This window comes from Streptomyces sp. NPDC004752, from assembly GCF_053601275.1.
Window position 1 is genome coordinate 1 of record NZ_JBSGBN010000121.1, and the last position, 18,228, is coordinate 18,228.

At 69.2% G+C, this 18,228-nt stretch carries 19 protein-coding genes; 10 read left to right on the forward strand and 9 right to left on the reverse strand.

All coding sequences use genetic code 11. The features are described 5' to 3' along the window. Positions 1-377: hypothetical protein (locus ACWEKM_RS35790; RefSeq protein ID WP_451625445.1), on the forward strand; the 377-nt coding region annotated here is incomplete at its 5' end. Between the two features lie 33 nt (positions 378-410). Here the strand turns inward: ACWEKM_RS35790 and ACWEKM_RS35795 are convergent. Then, positions 411-1,073, reverse strand: coding sequence for a lysophospholipid acyltransferase family protein (locus ACWEKM_RS35795; protein ID WP_451625475.1), 663 nt, complete (start codon positions 1,071-1,073; stop codon positions 411-413). 228 nt (positions 1,074-1,301) lie between these two features. Between ACWEKM_RS35795 and ACWEKM_RS35800 the strand changes: the two genes are divergently transcribed. From ACWEKM_RS35800 to ACWEKM_RS35815, 4 genes are all read left to right on the forward strand, one after another. Beyond that, entirely contained in the window at positions 1,302-1,478 is a 177-nt protein-coding gene (locus ACWEKM_RS35800) for a hypothetical protein (protein WP_451625446.1), read from the forward strand. A 35-nt stretch (positions 1,479-1,513) separates the two neighbouring features. Continuing rightward, entirely contained in the window at positions 1,514-2,113 is a 600-nt protein-coding gene (locus ACWEKM_RS35805) for a hypothetical protein (RefSeq protein ID WP_451625447.1), read from the forward strand. Positions 2,114-2,291: 178 nt separating this feature from the next. Further along, complete coding sequence (locus ACWEKM_RS35810) at positions 2,292-3,026, forward strand: response regulator transcription factor (RefSeq protein ID WP_451625448.1); 735 nt, start codon at positions 2,292-2,294, stop codon at positions 3,024-3,026. Further along, complete coding sequence (locus ACWEKM_RS35815) at positions 3,023-4,468, forward strand: sensor histidine kinase (RefSeq protein ID WP_451625449.1); 1,446 nt, start codon at positions 3,023-3,025, stop codon at positions 4,466-4,468. The genes ACWEKM_RS35810 and ACWEKM_RS35815 overlap by 4 nt, the downstream gene beginning before the upstream one ends. An 18-nt stretch (positions 4,469-4,486) precedes the next feature. On the opposite strand, the gene ACWEKM_RS35820 is transcribed toward ACWEKM_RS35815, so the two are convergent. Beyond that, positions 4,487-4,801: a hypothetical protein gene (locus tag ACWEKM_RS35820; RefSeq protein ID WP_451625450.1), complete on the reverse strand. Its 315-nt coding sequence runs from the start codon at positions 4,799-4,801 to the stop codon at positions 4,487-4,489. Positions 4,802-5,143: 342 nt separating this feature from the next. Between ACWEKM_RS35820 and ACWEKM_RS35825 the strand changes: the two genes are divergently transcribed. Next, positions 5,144-6,106, forward strand: a complete 963-nt coding sequence (locus ACWEKM_RS35825) for a phosphotransferase family protein (RefSeq protein ID WP_451625451.1) — start codon at positions 5,144-5,146, stop codon at positions 6,104-6,106. 27 nt (positions 6,107-6,133) lie between these two features. On the opposite strand, the gene ACWEKM_RS35830 is transcribed toward ACWEKM_RS35825, so the two are convergent. Beyond that, positions 6,134-6,952, reverse strand: coding sequence for a transposase (locus ACWEKM_RS35830; RefSeq protein WP_451625452.1), 819 nt, complete (start codon positions 6,950-6,952; stop codon positions 6,134-6,136). 376 nt (positions 6,953-7,328) lie between these two features. Between ACWEKM_RS35830 and ACWEKM_RS35835 the strand changes: the two genes are divergently transcribed. The 3 genes from ACWEKM_RS35835 (at position 7,329) to ACWEKM_RS35845 (ending at position 9,997) form a co-directional block, all read left to right on the forward strand. After that, positions 7,329-7,832 carry a hypothetical protein gene (locus tag ACWEKM_RS35835; protein ID WP_451625453.1) on the forward strand — a complete coding sequence of 168 codons (504 nt, stop codon included), beginning with the start codon at positions 7,329-7,331 and terminating at the stop codon, positions 7,830-7,832. A 28-nt stretch (positions 7,833-7,860) separates the two neighbouring features. After that, on the forward strand, positions 7,861-8,481 hold the full coding sequence (locus ACWEKM_RS35840) for a DUF7691 family protein (protein ID WP_451625454.1): 621 nt from the start codon (positions 7,861-7,863) through the stop codon (positions 8,479-8,481). A gap of 805 nt (positions 8,482-9,286) precedes the next feature. Next, a complete protein-coding gene (locus ACWEKM_RS35845; RefSeq protein ID WP_451625455.1) occupies positions 9,287-9,997 on the forward strand; it encodes a hypothetical protein in 711 nt (236 codons plus the stop codon). Between the two features lie 199 nt (positions 9,998-10,196). Here the strand turns inward: ACWEKM_RS35845 and ACWEKM_RS35850 are convergent, their stop codons facing one another. The 6 genes from ACWEKM_RS35850 to ACWEKM_RS35875 form a co-directional block, all read right to left on the reverse strand. Next, complete coding sequence (locus ACWEKM_RS35850) at positions 10,197-11,255, reverse strand: ABC transporter ATP-binding protein (protein WP_451625456.1); 1,059 nt, start codon at positions 11,253-11,255, stop codon at positions 10,197-10,199. Further along, entirely contained in the window at positions 11,252-12,565 is a 1,314-nt protein-coding gene (locus tag ACWEKM_RS35855; RefSeq protein WP_451625457.1) for an ABC transporter substrate-binding protein, read from the reverse strand. Before ACWEKM_RS35855 ends, ACWEKM_RS35850 begins: the two co-directional genes overlap by 4 nt. A gap of 19 nt (positions 12,566-12,584) precedes the next feature. After that, entirely contained in the window at positions 12,585-13,409 is an 825-nt protein-coding gene (locus tag ACWEKM_RS35860; RefSeq protein WP_451625458.1) for a carbohydrate ABC transporter permease, read from the reverse strand. Then, positions 13,406-14,305, reverse strand: a complete 900-nt coding sequence (locus ACWEKM_RS35865) for a carbohydrate ABC transporter permease (protein ID WP_451625459.1) — start codon at positions 14,303-14,305, stop codon at positions 13,406-13,408. Before ACWEKM_RS35865 ends, ACWEKM_RS35860 begins: the two co-directional genes overlap by 4 nt. 371 nt (positions 14,306-14,676) lie before the next feature. Beyond that, on the reverse strand, positions 14,677-15,501 hold the full coding sequence (locus ACWEKM_RS35870) for a 2-phosphosulfolactate phosphatase (RefSeq protein WP_451625460.1): 825 nt from the start codon (positions 15,499-15,501) through the stop codon (positions 14,677-14,679). 225 nt (positions 15,502-15,726) lie between these two features. Beyond that, positions 15,727-16,488, reverse strand: a complete 762-nt coding sequence (locus ACWEKM_RS35875; RefSeq protein WP_451625461.1) for a GntR family transcriptional regulator — start codon at positions 16,486-16,488, stop codon at positions 15,727-15,729. A gap of 500 nt (positions 16,489-16,988) precedes the next feature. Between ACWEKM_RS35875 and ACWEKM_RS35880 the strand changes: the two genes are divergently transcribed. Further along, complete coding sequence (locus ACWEKM_RS35880) at positions 16,989-18,077, forward strand: hypothetical protein (RefSeq protein ID WP_451625462.1); 1,089 nt, start codon at positions 16,989-16,991, stop codon at positions 18,075-18,077. Positions 18,078-18,228: the final 151 nt, after the last annotated feature.

Consider the following 18,228-nt stretch of genomic DNA (forward strand, 5'->3'; position numbering starts at 1 on the left):
ACAAGGGAGTTGACATCCACCACAAGACCATGATCAAGGACGGCTACTCAACGTCACCACCGACTACGGGCCAGAGCCGAAGACCGTACAGACCCTTTCCAAGAATCCTCATCACTGAGGCGGCGGAGCATCTCCGGGCCCTGAGCGGGACGGGGTGGCAGTGCCGTCCGGCCCGGCTCGTCTCCGTCCGCTTCGTGGATGGCGGCGCCCGCTGGTACGACGAGGTCGGTGTCCTCGTACACGCCGAGGACGGGCTGCTGCCGGCCGTCGAAGCGGCGGATGGAGCCTTCGGCCAGCACCGCTACGTCGTAACTCACCTGTCCGAACGCCGGAACTACGCGCTCCAGCGGCACGCTGGCGACGCCGTTCCGAGCTGAGCGGCGCCGCGTTCCGGCGAACTGCTGCGGGACTCAAGCGGCAAGGGTCGCAGGCTCGCCCAGATGAGTGGCAGCGGTCTTCCAGGCGGCGGTAACGGCCAGGTGGGCCTGCGCGGTGGCCGTCGGTCCGTCGCCGTCGAGCCACAGCGGCAGTCCGACGTGGACGTGGAGGCGCGGGCGCCGCAGCGGAGCGGTCGCCAGGCCCGCGAGTTGCTTGACGGCCGAACCAGAGGTGACGCGGCGTGCACCGGCCTGGCCGACCGGAATCACGGGCACGCCGGTGCGGTGCGCGAGCCGGGCGAGTCCGCGGCGGAAAGCGCCCGGCGCGGCTTCGGCCGCGTCCTTGCGGTTGGGGAGACCGCCCTCGGCATAGATGAGGATGTGCCGCCCCTGCTCCAGCGCCTCCTGAGCGAGGTCGACCGCCTGGGCCGCGCGGGGGTCGCCTCGGTGGACGGGGATGTGGCCTTCGCGGGCGAGGGCGCGGCCGAGCAGGGGCACGCGCCAGAGGCCGGCGGTCGCCATGATGACGGGCCGGGCGCCCAGGCGGCGTAGTACAGCCAAGACGATCACCGGGTCTGCGAACGAGGTGTGGTTCGCGGCGATGATCCCGACCGGGGGGAGGTCGGCGTCTATGTCGGCGGTGAGCGTCAGCCGTCCGACGGCAGGGATCAGGTGATCGGCGAGGCGGCTGAGCATGAGGGTTCTCCAGTTCACTCGGGATGATCTTCATCGTTGCTGATGGGGCAACGGCGCGCCTGAGTGTCTGTACTCATCTGTCGTGTGCGTCTGGACGGGCGGCGGGCGGTCGTGGGCCGTAGCTGAGGGGTGTGGAGTTCCCGGTGTCCGTGGCCTTGGCACAGTCGGTGTCCGTGCTTCCCACGGGGCCGGACTGGCGGTTCGAACCTAAATTATGGACAGGGATCAGTGCTGTCCGTTGTCCGCTCTCGTGTCCCAAGTGCTGATCAGGGTTGCCCATCGCGTACAGCGCGAGGGGAGGTCAAGCAGGCCGACGGCACCTCGATCGAGGTCTACCTCGACAAGTCCTACAAGGTCACCGACACCAAGAAAGAAGGCACCGAGGAGACCGAGGACGCCAGCTGACGGCCGGGGCCTGACCCGAGGAAGGGAGGCACCCGATGCCGCCCGAGCCCGAGCAGCCCTTCTGCGCGCCCACGGACGCCGAGGAGACGACGACCCTGGATCCGGTGCCCGGCGCCCCGGCAACGGGCGGCTACGGCGACCGCTTCGCGGAGGACGCCTTCGACTACCCCTCATCAACCGCGCACTCCTGGTCCGCCGACCCCAGCCCGACGGGCGCCGGTGAACCGGGTGCCGAGCCGCCGGTGCCGGCCAGCCAACGCAGCTCCGAGGGAAGGGCCGTGCGAAGCGCGAACGGCTGGCGAAACGCGGCTGTCCGGCCCCGGTCGATTCTGACGGCCGCCGCCGCGCTTGCGGTTCTCGGCGGTTTCGGGCTCGCTCTGTCCACGGTCAGCGACACGGTCACCTCCCCGTCCGGCCCGGGCGGCACCGCTCAGGTCTCCGTGCCGAAGTCGCCGACCACGCAACCGTCGTCGGCAGCACCGGACACCGTCGAGCCTCCTGGCGACGCCGCGAGCCCGGCCGCTACACCCACGTCGGCCAGCTTGCCGCCGGGCACCGGCGGGGACCGGGACCGAGCGGAGGACCATCAGCGGGAGGACCAGGGGCGCGAGGACGGCGACAACGCCGACGGCTGACTCCCCGGTCGGCGTTGCCCGACGTCCCGCCACCGCCGTCCGGCCGACGCCGTCCTCCCGCTCACGTCGGCCGGACGGCACATCCCTGTCCGGCATTGTCCCGAACGTCTTCTCTGATCCCTGGCGGCTTCCCGTGAACCCTCCAACTCCCCTGGCACAGCTGTGCGAGCCTGGCGCCATGCGGCTGCTGCTCATCGAAGACGACGACCGAATTGCCGGCCCTCTCACCGAGGGCCTGGGGCGCTACGGGTTCACCGTGGACCACGTCCGCACCGGCGCCGCCGGCCTTTCCGACACCACGGCCGCGCCGGACCTGGTCCTGCTGGATCTCGGTCTGCCCGACATGGATGGCCTGGATGTGTGCCGCAGCCTCAGGGCCCGCTCCGCCGTCCCCATCATCATGATCACGGCGCGAAGTGAGGAGGCCGACCGGATCGTCGGCCTGGAGCTGGGCGCCGACGACTACCTCGCCAAGCCCTTCGGCGTGCGGGAACTGATCGCCCGCATCCGCGCCGTCACCCGCCGCGCCGGCGCCCCCGCCTACGCACCGACCGGGCCCGCGGAAACACCTGAACCGCACCAGCCCGCCTCCGGCGCCCAGGTGTTGGGGCCGCTGGCCCTCAACCGCCGCACCCGCGAAGTCCAACTGAACGGCCGGCACGTCGCGCTGACGCCCAGGGAGTTCGACCTGCTCGCCTTCCTCGCCGACGATCCCGGCACGGTGTACTCCCGGCAGCAGATCATGGACACGGTCTGGGACCCGCACTTCTTCGGCCCCACCAAGACGCTCGACGCGCACGTGGCCGCCCTGCGCCGCAAGCTGGGCGATCCGGGCTGGGTCACCACCGCCCGCGGCGTCGGTTTCCGCCTCACCGTCCCCGGTGTGCCGGACGTCCCCGAGGCGGCCGGATGACCAGGCGCCTGCTGCTCAGCTACCTCGCCCTGGCCGTGCTCGTGCTGGCCGGTCTGGAGATCCCGCTCGGCTACATCTACGCTCGCGGCGAGACCTCCCGCGCCTCCCAGAGCGTGGAACGCGACGCGTCCATGCTCGCCGAGGTCACCGAGGAGAACATCGAAAAGGACCAGCTCGACGCGCTGCCGGACGTGGTCGGCGACTACGCCACCCGCACCGGCGGCCACGTCGTCGTCACCGACAAACAGGGCATCGTCCTGGCCGACTCCGATCCCGATGGCCGCACCGGCGTCAGCCTCGCCGCCCAGCCAGACATCGCCCGCGCCCTGAACAACCAGCCCACCGTCACCACCACGACCGACGGCGACGGCCGGGACGTGCTGTCCACGACCATGCCCGGCTCCTCCGGCACCACGATCCGCGGCGCCCTGCGCCTGACCTATCCCCTGGACCAGGTCAGCACCCGGGTGCACCGTATCTGGGCCGCGCTGGCCCTCGCCGGAGCCTGCATCCTCGCCGCGGTTGCCCTGGTCGCCTTCAGCCTGGCCCGCTGGATCACCCGCCCCCTGCGCACCCTGGAAGCGGCGACCACCCAGCTCGCCGACGGGCACCTGGCCCATCCGCCCGACGCCACCACCGGACCGCCCGAACTGCGGCGGCTGGCGGCGTCGTTCACGCACACCGCGACCCGGCTGCAGCATCTGCTCACAGCCCAGCAGGCGTTCGCATCGGAAGCCTCCCACCAGCTGAAAACCCCGCTGACCGCGCTGCGGCTACGGCTGGAGAACTTCGAGCCCTACCTCGACCCGCGGGCGCACGGCAGCCTGGAGGAAGCCGTCGGCGAGGTCGAACGCCTGGGCCGCATGGTGCAGGGGCTGCTCGCGCTGGCCCGCCTGGAGAACGCCGCGACCACCCCCGAACCCGTCGACCTGGACACGGTCGTCGCGGAGCGGGTGGCGATGTGGGAGCCACTGGCGGCCGAACAGTACGTCGCCCTCGACATCACCGGCCCGCCCGCCGGCCGCGTGTGGGCGATCCCCGGCGCCCTGGAGCAGATCATCGACAACCTCCTCGCCAACGCCCTGCGCGTCTCGCCACCCAGCACCACCATCACCCTTCACCGCGCCCCAGGTGCTGAACTCCATGTCATCGACCAGGGCCCCGGCATGAGCGACGCCGACCGCGAGCGCGCTTTCGACCGGTTCTGGCACTCCTCCGACTCCCACCACGACGGCACCGGCCTCGGCCTGCCCATCGTCCGCCACCTCGTCGACGCCTCCGGCGGCACCATCACCCTCCGCCCTGCCCCCGGCACCGGTCTCGACGCCCGCATCCGGCTGCGCCCCGCCCCTGACCGCCCAAGCGAAGTGCCGCCGCGGGGAGAGGACTTCAGTACGCGGCGAACCCGCGACCGTCGAACGCAGGCAGCCAGCCGCGGATGAGGATCATGCAGAGCATGGTCAGGTCCCGAAGGGCGGTACCTGCTGTGCGGTGAGGTCGTCGCGCAGCCGCAGGAAGCGCACCGGGTGGCGGTAGAGACCGTCATCGACGGCGGTGTCGGCGAGGAATTCCGCCACCAGGTCGGGCCGTACGGGGTGGTAGTCCAGGTCACCGCGTGTGCCCCACCCGGCCGAGAAGTGGCGCCCGTGCCAGGGGTGATCCGGGTCGGCCGGATGCAGTCGCTCGGCGAGCTCGCGCCGTGAGGCGGTGGCGAGCGGTGTGCTGCGGGCGGTCAGCCGCAGGTGCCCGACCGCGTCGTACCGGCCCAGCAGCAACGCGGCCGGTGAGGCCAGTGCCCCGGTGACTCCTGCGATCAGCCCCTCGGCGGTGGTGTGGGAACACTGGTGGAGTGTCGGTATTCGAGACTTGCAGTATTCGCCGCAGGGCGAGCAGCTCCGCACCCTGCCTGGCCACGTCAGCGGTTACAAGGTGTAAGGATCTCGTCGCAACGGGTGGCTCGTCTCGCCGGCGATGAGGGAGGGGAGCCGCCTGCCCCCCAGGGTGCGCCGGGGCGCCGCAGAGTCGCCCGAACCTGGTCTTGCCGGACTGAGTCGCACGGCTATCGCTTCCAATAAAAGGATTCGTGCGGGTAGCTGGCCGGATGATGAGGTGGCACGGTGACCAATCACAATGAGGCGGCGGGTGTCAGTCCGTTGACACTGGCCTGGGTGCGCCGGCACCTGGAGGCCGGTGAGCGGATCGTCGGAACCGAGGCGCTGCGGGGCGGCATCACGGCGGACGTGCGGAGGCTGACCATCGGTACGCCGGACGGTGGCACCCATGACCTGGTGCTGCGGAGCTTCGTCGACCCGTTTTACCTAGGGCATGCCGAGGACTCGCTGAACAGGGAGGCCAGCGCCCTGACCCTGCTCACGGAAACCGGCGTGCCGGCTCCCGGATTGGTCGCGGTTGATCAGACCGCCACGTACTGCGAGTATCCCTCGCTCCTCATGACACATCTGGCGGGCCGGACGGTCCTCGACGACGAGGGATTGGAGGCGCGCGTCCCCCTGCTCGCCCGTCAACTTGTGGCGATCCACGCGGTGCGCCCCGCCGAACGGCCCCGGAACTATGTCGCATTGACGACCGCCGACACCGTCGTCGTTCCCAAGGGCGCCGACACGGCGGCTTGGGCCGCCGCTATCGACGTCATCCGTAGACCCCCGCCTCCTTATGAAGGGCGGTTCCTGCACCGGGACTTCCAGCCGGGCAACGTACTGTTCGACGTGCTGCCTTCAAGGCCAGCAGATGCCCGGATCATGGGAGTCGTCGACTGGGCGGCGACCTCCTGGGGCCCAGCGGATCTCGATGTGGCGCACTGCTCGGTCAATCTCGCGCTGCTGCACGGCCCGGAGTGGGGTCTACGGTTCCCCGAGGCGTATGAGGAGGCCGGCGGGGTGCTGGCTGCGGACGCGAACGAGCGGCTGTACTGGCTGGTCCGGGACGGGCTGGCATCCTCAGAAGAAGTGCAGCTGGTGGCGCAGACATGGCGAGGGGTAGGGAGGACAGAGCTGACGACGCGAGCTGTGGAGGCGCGGCTTGATGCCTATGTCACCGCGCTGATGGACGCGCCGGGCTGAGTCAAGGCGGGCCGGAACGCGGAGGCGTCAAGGCGTCCTGTGCCTCAGATTGGCCGAGACGCGGCAACCGCCGGGCACATTGCTAGCCCTGCGGGTGTCCCGTCGCGCTGCCAAATAGTCGGACCAGTTTCCGCCGGCGAGGGTGGCCCAGCGTTCGGCTGTCTTGGGGTGAATGCCGAGCAGGTCGGCGATGACCATGGGCGGCAGGTCTACCAGGGCGTCCATCATGGCGGTGTTCCGTGCTGCGCGGGCGGACAGACCGTGGTGTCTCAGTGTGTCGGCGAGGCCGAGGAGGTTGCGCGGGCGTCCAGGGCTTTGGCCGGGTAGGAGGTACCTACGTCCGGCAGTGGTGCTGTGCCGGGGCGTGCTGTGTCGCAGTTGATCGTCGATGGGCAGGGCGCCGGGGTGGTCGGCCCAGCCGCCCTGGCGGCGTTCCAGCCGGGGATGCAGATGCCCCCAGCTGCGGGCCATCACGCGGCCGAACCGGTCGTGGACTGTGGCCGATTCCTGGATGGGGGCGGGGTGGGTGGCAGGGTCGGCCAACCGGAACGCCTCGCCGTGACGCGGCCCGCGGCCTTTGGTGGGTCCCTTGCGACGGCCTGGAGGGTGGTACATGACGCGGTCGGCGCGGATCCGCCCGAGCAGCCGGACCGGCTCGCCGCGCAAAAGCCAGGTCAGCCGCACGATGTCGTAGCCGGAATCCAGCACGAACAGCACCTCGGGATCGCCCTCGCGCCACTGGCCGGCCTCGCGCAGCCGCGCGAGCAGGTCCCGGATCTGGGTGGCGGTGACTTCGGTCAGGTCGTCGTCCGGTCCGAGACGGACGGTCGCACCGTCCAGGTTCACCCGAGCGCGAACCTCGCCGCGCTGTCCGAGGTGCCCGTGCCCGTGCTGCTGAACAGCACACTGCCCGCCGACCTTGTCCACCTCGACGAGGTCCGCGACCAGAACACGCTGCCGCTGCGGCTACGGACCGCCGCCGCGACGCCCGGCCCGCTGCTGGTCCACCTCTCCGGACGGCTGACCGCCGACCGCAGGGGCCGCCGCTTCCGCCTCCCCTCGACCGGCATCAACGCCTCGAACACCTGCAACACCGAGCTGCCCCGGGAATGGGCCGACACCGAGCTGCGGTCGCCCGGCCGGATGGACAACCCTGCTGCTCGACCTGGTCGCCGACAAGGGAGCATGGGCCGAACTGCAGGAACTGAGCACGCTCCCGACGGTGAACGCCGACACCTACGGCGTTGTCGGCTCACCCGGATTCCCCGGCACCGACGGAGCCGGCCCCTACACCCGGCAGACAGCCGAGCAACTGCGTCGCAACCCCGACCGGCCCACCGCCCCGCGGCTGCACGCGCTGACCGTCGCCGCCGCGACGCCCGGCGCCCTGGTCCTCCCCGCCGCCCTGCAGATCGAGGCGCACGACGACGAGGAGCAGCAGCCAGCTCCCCGTCCGATGAGCAACGTGCAGCGCATGCTCGCCGGATACACGAGCTTCCTGCCCGTGCGCCGGAGAGCCCGCAGGAGATCGCGCCGGGACTCGAAGCCATGCGGTCCCCACCCGCGCCCACACGAACTGCTCCGTACACGTACCCGTCACCGCCTCCGGTCCAGGTACCGCGTCCACCGACACCGGCCGAGCCCTCTGCTCCGGCACCGGTCCGGCAGCAGCCGAACGTACCGCCGCAACCCCCGGCGCAGCGCCGGTCAGCGCCGCGCACAGTAGTGTCAGCGGCTTCCCCTAGGCTCGCCTCATGAGTTCTTCTTTGAGTGTCTTCCTGCTCGATGTGGCCCGTACGCGTGCCCTGGTCGGATCCCGCGATGAACAGTTGCTGGAGGTGATACGCACCGAGTTCGGGGACGACCTGGCCCGCGACGACGACTATCACAGCCACGCCATCGAGCAAGGCGCTCCCACGGCAGACGAGGCGCTGCGCGCGGTCATCCACGGCGGGCCCTTCAGCGAGAACCGGGACCACGCCTTCCAGTACGGCTACGCCTACGAGCGGCTGTGCTCGCTCACCGGCGTGTTCCTGCCCAACGACTGCTTCACACCGCACAGGGGTGACTGGCTGTCTGTCGTCGACCAGGGTCTGAAGGCGCTGGGCATCACTGCCGTGTCCGTGGAAGACTTCAGTTACGGCGATCTGCCCGCGCCACTGCCGTATGCCTTCACACCGGGCTGCGGTGAGTGGACGCCCGGTCACATCGCCCAGGCGCTACAGCAGTTCGAGGCCGGCAAGCGGGTGGTCGACGAGTCTGGACAGGCCCCGCCGCTGGAGCCCGAAGTCGTGGAGGCCGTCATGCAATGCCTCGACTGGATGCGGAGTGCGGAGGCAGGAACCGGCTTCGGCATTATTGGCTTCCGTTTCTGAAGTCGAAGACAGGGGCGACCGGATAGCTGCCCGTTCCACCGAATCACTGCGGCTTGGAGGTCACCCGGTGCAGTCGGCCGGCCCGGCAACACCGGCACCGTGCGAGCGCTGCGGACAGCCCGTCACCGGCCCGCCCGGCGACGCGGGGACCGTGTCACCCCCGATCACCGCGAGGCACGCCCTGGCTGCGATCACGCTCATGACCAGGTGAATCACCAGACGAACGTCTCGCAGAAGAGGTCAGCCGACCTCCCGTGAAGGGCAACGGGACTGATCAATCCGGCGGCGGTCCTCACCACTGCCCCGAAACTGCGGCAGCCGCACGGATCCTCCCCCGCGGCCACCGCGAGTCCGTCAGCCCGACCAGCGAAGCACGGACATGGACGACCGGCGGCGGGCCAATCAAGTTGCCATCCATTCGCACCTGACTGTGCGCGCCACCGGAAATAGGTGTTGACGGTATCGGTCTGTCCGCAGCAGGATCCCAGCGTCCGGCTGCGAAGTGATCCACCGAGTGAAATGGAATGACTCATGCGCGAATTCGTGTGCCCAGTCACCGCCGACCCGCACACGAGGAGCCATGATCCGTTCACGCTCATACCGATCGGTCCGATCTGACGCCTCCACCGCCGCGGCGCGCTGCCACGATGCGCCGGGCCGGGAAAGGTGGTGGCGATGACCCATCAGGCGCTGCTGCTTCACTCCGGGCCACCTGATCCCGACCGGCTTGCGCGGCGTTTTCTCAGCTGGAACCTCCTACGGAGCCGTACTGCACAACGGCTGGTGGCTGGTCACCAGTCTCTACATGGCCGTGGACGTCGGCCTGTCGCCCGCGCAACTCCTGCTCATTGCCGCCGCGCAGGGTGTGGCGAGTGTCGTCTTCGAGGTCCCTGCGGGCGTTGTGGCCGACACCCTCGGCCACAAACCGGCGATCGTCACCTCGCACGTCCTGATGGCCGCTGCCATGGTCACAACAGGGCTGTCCGCCGGTTTCGTGCCACTGATGCTGGCGCAGATGCTATGGGAGATCGCCTGGACATTCGCCGGGGCGGTGAGCGACTCCGCGCGCGAGGCGCGGGCGCCAATGCACCTGGTCTGGTCGATCAATCTCGTCGGTCGCCCATGCCACGTCCGAACCGCTTATTTCTCCAACGGCTTGGTCGCCCCAATGGCCGGGGGGGCCTTTATTCTGACCGGTATCAACACCGGTTACGTCAATGTTGAAACACGGGTGGTGGACAGACGTCCCGACGTAGATACCGGTAACTGGGAGGAGGTCATCGAGGTCAGCGTGCAAGCCCCGGCCGGTGACCTCAAAGTCGAGTCGCTAGAACTCGGACCCGACTCCGGATCGATGCACTCCCTCAGCCCAGCAGGGCCTGCCTGGTGCAGGCTTCGTGTTCACGCCCGAGGCCGCGAGAACCTGCGCGACAAGGTGAGCATGGAACCTGTCGAGGACTACCTACTCATCGTCTGGCCAACTCCTCCCACGGATACGACCATTCTGGGTCTTTGAAGTTGTACCCCTCCGTACAGAGAGGCAACCGAGCCGGACGAGCAGGTGGGTGACCGCGCTGGTGCAAGCGTGGGCGGTGAACTGGCGGAGGGGGCGTCCAGGGCCCTTGGACCGTCTCTGGGTGGGTTTCCCTCAGCCCGGCTGAGTAAGTCGTCGCCGGTCGGCCCCGGAGCGCAGCTCGCGCCAGGGGCGAGCGCGGTCATGACTGCACATTGATCCGGTTGCCTTCGGGGTCGAACCGGTGGATCCGGTCTGTGGGTGCGTGCGCGATGATCTCCGCAGGTACGGGGTCGGCCGCGCGTACGCGCATCCGCACAGTCTGCCGGCCGCATCGGAAATGCACGATCCTTTCCGTGCCGATCAGATCGGCGTCGACGACCGAACCGCGAAGGGTGAGCGCGCCCGGTGCTTCGCCAGGCAGGAGGTCCTCGGGCCGGATGCCGACTGTGCCGGGCGGCAGCGCCAGCGGCTGTGCGTCGAGGAGGTTCATCGCCCCGAGGAACCCAGCCACGAACGTGGTCGCCGGCGCCCCGTAGACGTCCTCCGGGTCCCCGCACTGCTCGATCCGCCCATCACGCAGCACCACGAGCTGGTCGGCGAGCCCGAGCGCTTCAGCCTGATCATGCGTGACGTAGACCATCGTCGTACCCAGTTTGCGTTGCAGGGTACGGATCTCGCTGCGCATGGTCACCCGCAGCTCGGCGTCCAGACTGGACAGCGGCTCGTCCATGAGCAGTACGGCGGGCTCGCGGACCAACGCCCGGCCGATTCCGACCCGTTGCCGTTGCCCGCCGGACAGCTGGGCCGGTTTACGGTCCAGCAGGTGGTCGATCCGCAGCAGCTCGGCGATGCGGGTCACCCGGTCCCGGCGCTCCTGTTGGGGCACACGTGCCATGCGGAGCGGGTATTCGATGTTGTCGTGGGCGGTCTTGTTGGGGTAGAGCCCGTAGTTCTGGAAGACCATCGCGACCCCGCGCTGGCGCGGGTCGGCGTGGGTGACGTCGCGGTCGCCGAGCTGGATGCTGCCGGATGTCGGGGTTTCCAGGCCCGCGATGCAGCGCAGCAGGGTCGTCTTGCCGCAGCCGGACGGTCCCAGCAGGACGGTGATCGCGCCCGGTGCGCAGTGCAGGTCGACCTCGCGCAAGGCGGCCGTGCCGCCCGCGAAGGTTTTGGCGACGCTCACGCAGTGCACGTCGGCGGCGTGTTCCACCGGGTCGGTGTCGGGCCGGGGAGCGGTCATCGGGTGGGTCGTGGTCATGGGAGCAGTGACTCCGCCCGGTTGGTGGCGTCGGTGAGTGCTTTGGCGACGGTCATGCTCCCGCGGCGTGCGGCGAGGAAGTCGTCGCTGACCAGCGTCATGATCTCCGAGGCGTGCCGGCCGGGGAACTGGTACCAGGGCACCACAGCCGGGACTTCGGTCAGCGCGACCGTCATGGTGTCGTTCTGGCGGTAGAACGGCGCCAGGTACGACTCGCCTTCCACTGCGATCCGGTTGGGGGTGAGGTAGCCGCTGGCCCTGGTCAGGGTGGTGGCGCCGCGCGGGCTGGTGAGTTCGCTGATCACCGCCCAGGCCGCAGCCTGCTTGTCGGGATCCTTGCTGAGCACCACGAGCCCGCCACCCGCGGCCGGTGCCTTGCGGGTGCCGCCGTCCGGGAGCGGGAAGGGCGCGGAGCGGATCTTGAAGCCGGGCTTCGCCGACGTCAGTCCCACGATCGCCGAGTTGGACTGGAAGTACATGGCGAGGTCGCCGCGGAGGAACGCGTCCTGTTCCGTCTTGCGGTCCAGTGGCTTGCCGAGACCGGACTTCGTGATGTCCGCCCAGTACTGGATGACCGAGCTCACCTTGGGGTCGGTGAGTGTCAGCCGGGTCTCGTCGGCGTTCATCAGTGTGCCGCCGTTGGACATGATCAGGGGCTGGTAGGCCCACAGCCCGGAGTTGTCGCTGCCGAGACTGACCCCGTAGCGGGCGGCCCGGGAGGAGACGATCTGCTGGGCTGCGGTGCGCAGTTCCGACAGGGTGGCCGGCGGGCGGTCGGGGTCGAGCCCGGCCTTGCGGAAGATGTCGGCGTTGTAGTACAGCAACAGTACCGACACGCCGTAGGGCAGCGCCCAGGTCTTGCCGTCCCGTTTGCCCAGTTCGAGAAACGCCGGGTAGAAGTCGCCTGCGGTGAACGATCGGGCGGGAGTCATGTACGGGTCGAGTGGCATCGCAAGGTGGGTGTCTGCGTAGGTGCGCACCGAGTTCAGCCCGATCACCGCGATGTCCGGCGGGTTTCCAGCGGCGAGCCCTGCCTGGATCCGCTGGTCGACTGCCTCGTAGGTGGCCTCGCCGACGTTGTTGAGCTTGACGGTGATCCCGGTGCGGCGGGTGAAGTCCCGGCCGAGTGTTTTGGGTACCGCCGTGCTGTAGGCGGGGGAGTTCATGTAGGCCACTTCGACGTCGATCGGGTGGGCCGGGTCCGGCGACCGGCCGGGAGCGCCGGTGGTCGAAGCACGCGAACCGCAGGCGGTGGCGAGCAGGCCCACGCCGGCTATCAGCGCGGTGCGGCGAGAAAGGCTGACGGTCATGTAGAGCTCTCCGGGGAAACTAGTCGTTGTTGACGGCGAAGGCGATACCGCGCACGAACTGCCGTTGCGTGGCCAGGAATGCCAGAAGCAGGGGCAGTACGGCCAAGGTCGCCGCCGCCATCTGCATCCCGTAGTCGGTCATGGTTTCGGTGCTCGCGTAGGTGGCGATGGCATAGGGCACGGTCGCCGCATGGTCGGTCTGCAGCATGACCGAGGGCCAGAACAGGTCGTTCCAGTGGGACACCACACTGAACACGCCGAGCGTGACCAGGGCGGGGCGCATGTTCGGCAGCGCGACGCGCCACACCAGCGCGATCGGGCCGACCCCGTCCAGGCGGGCCGCGTCGAACAGGCTTTGCGGGAGGGTGAGGGCGAACTGGCGGAAGAGGAAGACAGCGAACGCCGAACCGGCGAACGGCACCACGAGCGCGGCCAGGCTGTCGGTCCAGCCCAGCCGGGACAGCAGCACGTAGTTGGGCAGCGCGATGACCTGTTCCGGCACCACCAGGCAGGCCATCACCAGCAGGGTCGCCACCCGCTTTCCGGCAAACTCGCGGCGGGCGAGGGCGAATCCGGCGGGCAGTCCGAGCACGACCTGGGCCAGGAAGATCAGAGCGGTCATCAGCGCCGTGTTGGCGTAGAGGCGCAGCCATGGCTGCTGCTCCCACACCACGGCGAATTTCGCCACCGTGAAGCCGGAAGGCCCGTGGTGGAACGAGGCGCCGGTGGTGGTGAATGCGGTCTGCAGCATGACGGCGAACGGCAGCAGCATCACGACAGCACCGACGGCGAGCAGCAGATGACGGACGAGTTGGCCGATCATCCGGCGGGAGCGCCTCGTCATCGGGCACCTGCCGTTTCCCAGCGACGCCCGATGCGCAGTTGCAGCAGGGCCGTGCCGAGCAGGATGACCAGCAGGACCAGGTTGACCACGGAACTGCCCCCGATGTCGAGGAACTTGATGCCTCGTTGCCACAGCAGCACCGACAGGGTCTGCGAGCTGCTGAGCGGGCCGCCGTCGGTCATGACCCGCACCTGGTCGAACACGCGCAGCGCGTCGCGGACGGTGAGTACCAGCGTGAAGACGGTGGCGGGGCCGAGTGCGGGCCAGGTGACCGTCCAGAACCGGTGCCATGCGCTCGCGCCGTCGAGGAGGGCGGCCTCGTGCAGATGCGCGGGAACGGCGGACAGGCCGGCGAGGAAGAGGATCACCGCGTTGCCCAGGCCGGCCCAGCTGCCGACGACGGCCGCTGCGGGCAGGGCGAGGGTCGTCGAGTCCAGCCAGTCTCGCAGTCCCAGCCAGCCGCCCACGCTGGCGTCGATGAGCCCGCTGTCGGGGTAGAAGAGGAAGCGCCACACCACCGACATCGCGGTGAGCGTCGCGGCCGCGGGGAGGAAGTACACACTGCGCCAGAAGCCGGCGCCGCGGGACAGGCCATGGATGAGCAGGGCAACCACAAGGCCACCGCCCAGTGTGACCGGGACGGTGATCGCGGTGTACTCGATCGTGTTCACGGTCGCCTGCCACAGCTCGTGGCTGGGCAGTACTCGCTGGAAATTGCGCAGGCCGACGAATTGGAAGGCCTGAGTGATGGGGTCGTAGTCGAATACGGACAGCGCGAGCACCAGCAGTATCGGCGCCAGTACGAACACGCCCATCAGCAGCATCGCCGGGCCGGTCAGTACCCAGCCGAGGGCGTGCTGATGCTGAGCCGGCTTCGGTGTTCTCGCGCCGGGCACGCCAAGGAAGCTGGATGTCGTTGGTGCGCTTCGTTGCCGAGTGGCGGAATTATATTCCTTTTTATTGATCATGCGAAGGAACTCACCTCCCTATGGGTGGCGGCGAAGTAGGGTCGAGTGATGGTCGGGCACGTGACCGCGAAGGCACGTGCGAAGACGGACAGCGAGTCTCCGCTGCGTACCGGAGGGATCGCCGTTCGGATTCAGGCCGCCAGGTTCGGCTGGTGCCGGGTGCGCTGAAGATCGTGGGCCTGGTCACTGAGGATCGGTCGTGGGTGTCGACCCCTCGGCGCCTGAGGCGACCGATCGGGCGGGCGCACGTCGGAGTCCACGATGATCCGCGCTGCCAGGAGCTGTGGTTCAAGGGTTGGTCATGGACGGTCGGCGAGGGCGAAGAATCCTCGGTCGTCGAGTCGTGGCACGGTGTCGTCCTGGTCGAGCCGGGCTGCTTCGTCGACGTCGGACCCGAAGTCCTTCTGGATCAGCTCACGGCCGGTGGTCGAACCGCGCAGCCATCGGTCCAGACCGTCTTGCTCGGCGGCGGCGTAGGTCGACGCGGCGGCCTTCGCCTCGGTCGACAGGCTCACGCCGAGTGCCGCTGCGGCGTCTGCGATCGCACCTGCGCCGAGCCAGTCCTCGATACTGGGACGTATCCCCCCGGCGGTAGCGAGCATCGACGACCAGCGTGAAGCGGCCGCGATGACGGTCACCCGGCGGACGGCGCCGCCGGTCAAGGCGCTTGCGCACCAGCGGGCGACCGCTGTCCGGTTCCGCAGGCAGCCGGCCAGCAGCACCGTGGCGTGCCGGGCGCTGCTGACGATGCCGGCGCCGTTGATCGAGGTGAGCGCGACCTGGTCGCCGCTGACGAGATTGCCGACGCTGCTGGGGGACAGTGTGCGCTTCGCGTCCGTTCCGCCCTGGGTGAGCGCCGGTGGCGGAACCCGGTAGGTCTGCGCGACTCCGTACGGACCGCCCAGCCGCTCCACTTCGGTGCGGGACAGTGCGAGCACGGCCGCACCCCGGCTGACCGCCATCGTCACCGTGGTCGAGAAGGTGAGCGTGTCGACGACCACGACCGCGTCGCCGCGGTCGGCGGCGAGTTTGGCGGCCTGTCTCCCCCACTCGACGTGCAGATGCGCGGCCGGCCAGGGCTCGAACGGCGCACTGGGCAGGTCTGACGCGCCGTACTCAGTCATGGCAGGCCGCCACGAGGACGCTCGGCTCCCGGGACACGGCCACTTCGACGCCCCGCAGCCGTGAGTGGCTGGATTTCTCCCGTGACCCGATGGCGGGGAGAACGAAACGTTCGGCGAACTCGAAGGCGCCCGCGAGGTGTTCGGGCTTACCGGCCGCGGTTGTGATACCGGGCGCCCTTCGCCGATCAGCTTGATCCGTTTCAGCCGCCGCACCGGTGGCTTCCATTATGTCGGCTCCTTGCTTGTCGGGCCGCCTCGGGGAGCGCGGCCCTTGTCCTGGTACTCCATGTGTATGTCGAACACGTCCGGCCTGCTCCAGCCGCGGCCGTACTCGAGGGGACGGCCGTCGCGCCCGTCGACAACCAGGCCGGTCAGGCCCCAGACCCGGGGCCGACCCTCCAGTTCGAGGGCGGCCGCGATCTCCTCGCCCGGGACCTGCATGTCGACGCGCGTCCACTCCCGCCGGGGGCGGTAGCCGAGGCTGGTCAGGATGGTGTGGAGCGAGCCGCCCATGGCGACCAGGTTGCCAAAGCCCGGCGCGAGATCGGCCGGCAGGCAGGTCAGCGTGGTGTTGGCGACGAGCCTGTTGACCAGGCCGATGCGGCGCAGCCGGACGACCTGGTCCCTGGGGCCGAGTTCGAGCCGCTCGCGGGTCTCCGGATCGGGCCGCGTGAGGACGGCGTCCACCGACTTCACGGACGGTTCACCGCCCGCGCGGCGAACCGCCTGGCTCCAGCTCGGTGGCTGGTCAGGACTGATGGTGAACGCCAGCTGCAGGGCTACAAACGTGCCCGAACCCTTGCTGCGCCGCACGAGATGCCTGCGCTCCAGTTCCTGGAGAGCCGCGCGGGCGGTCACCCGGCTCACCCCGTGCTGCGCCGCGAGCTCGTTCTCGCTCGGCAGCCGGTCACCGCCGTTCATCGTGATGATCGAGATCTCGAGCAAGTCGGCCAGCGCGAGATAGTTCGGCACGGCCCCGTGCGACATCGCCAACTCTCCTCTCGTGATCCGCTCGACACCGGCAGCGCGCCGGGTAGACACCGGCCTGCGGTGTCGAAGCGGTGGATGTCCGCTGCCTTCACGGCGGCCGTGATCCCGGCGCCTCGAGCAACCGGAGACACCTTGGTCTTCCGTCCGGGGCACGACGCCACGGCGGTTACGTCCCTGACGTTACAAACCGTGGAACAGCCGCACCAGCCAACAAAGATGAAATGATCGATTAACAACTTGTTACTACAGGAGCCTCATCGATCTCCTCACTCGAAGGGTCTGTGACCAGCGCGATAGTGTCGGGTCGCCCCTGTCTCCGGCAGCGGCGGGGTGGCTTCCCCGCCCCGAAAACGGAGCCTCGAGACCATCGAGGCCCGGCCCGTCTACCGACCGCGGTCAGCCTCAAACGCACGTCAGAAGAGGTCGTGCCCGCGAGGGGGCGTGGTGTCGATGCCCTGTTCTCCCAGTCACAGCCGGTCCGAAACGCGGAGCTGCCCATGACGAACCGATCAGCCCTCTGGGACGGTGAGGAACTGCATGTCCTCGACGGCGATGAGATCCTCGTGCACCTGACCGAGGGCTCGCGCGAGCAGCCTCTCGTGATCTTCGTCCCCGGCGGTGGGCACCTCGGGCGCATCGCCTACGGCCGCGGACGCGAGCAGGACTTCCTCGCCTACTGGGCGGCCAGAGCCGGCCACAGCTTCCTCGCCGTCTCCTATCCGTGCGATCACCCGGTCTTCTCCAAGCCCTCGGCCCATCTCACGCTGCACCGTTGGGCCGAGATGATCGCCGAAGTCAGCGCCCACGTCGTGGACCGAATCGGCCTGCCCCGCCGGATTGTCGTCATCGGCTGGAGCATGGGCGGCCGGGTAGCCAGCAAGCTCTGCTCAAGCGCACTGCGCCACAACATCGAGCTCGAGGCGTTCATCTCCTTCGCGGCAACTCCACCGTTCGCCGGCCTCGCACCGCTCACCCCAGAATCACGATCGTTCACCAGCGAAGGGCTCTGGAACGTGGCCGGCCCCCCAGGCAAGCGTTCCTCACCGTACGTAACGTCGTGGCTGAAGGCGCTTGCCCTCCAGTCCGGCCGGTGCGGCAGGTGCCTGATCCCGGAGGAGGATTACCTCGAGCACTATGTGGCCAACACACCGATCCAGCTGCGCGGCGAGGCCGACCGAATCCACGACGGCGTGCACACCATCTCCCTCGACGACGCCGACACCGACACGGGGGGTCTACGGTTCGGCGACTACCCCATCTGCGGGGCCGTCATCCCCGCTTGGAAGGAGGACGGGCGCCATGCGCTGACCGACCGGGCCCTCTGGGGCCTGGCCAGCGTGCAGCGGCTCCGGCATGACGTCATGGCGGGCAGTCAAGCGGCGCTGTCCACCCTCGACGATCAGGCATGGACGCGGCTGCTCTCACTCGTCGACGAGGTACCCGCACGGCTGACCCGGAGGATCGCCAGCAGCCACATGTTCTTCGTCGGCGAGGACGGCGCCCGCGAAGCAGTGGAGCACTTGAGCTCGATTCTCGCCGCGGTGCGTGCTCTCAGAACGCAATTCGCCACGTTGATCGGGCCATGATGCTCGGTTGGCGGTACCTGCGCTGAAGCGTGCGCGGCAGACAGGCAAGAGGTCGGCGAGCGCGACGGAGCCGATTGACCCAACCGGGAAGGTGCCGTCGGCACAGGAGTGGGGAACATCCCGGTGGCGACGGCGTCGGGGACGGCCTCCA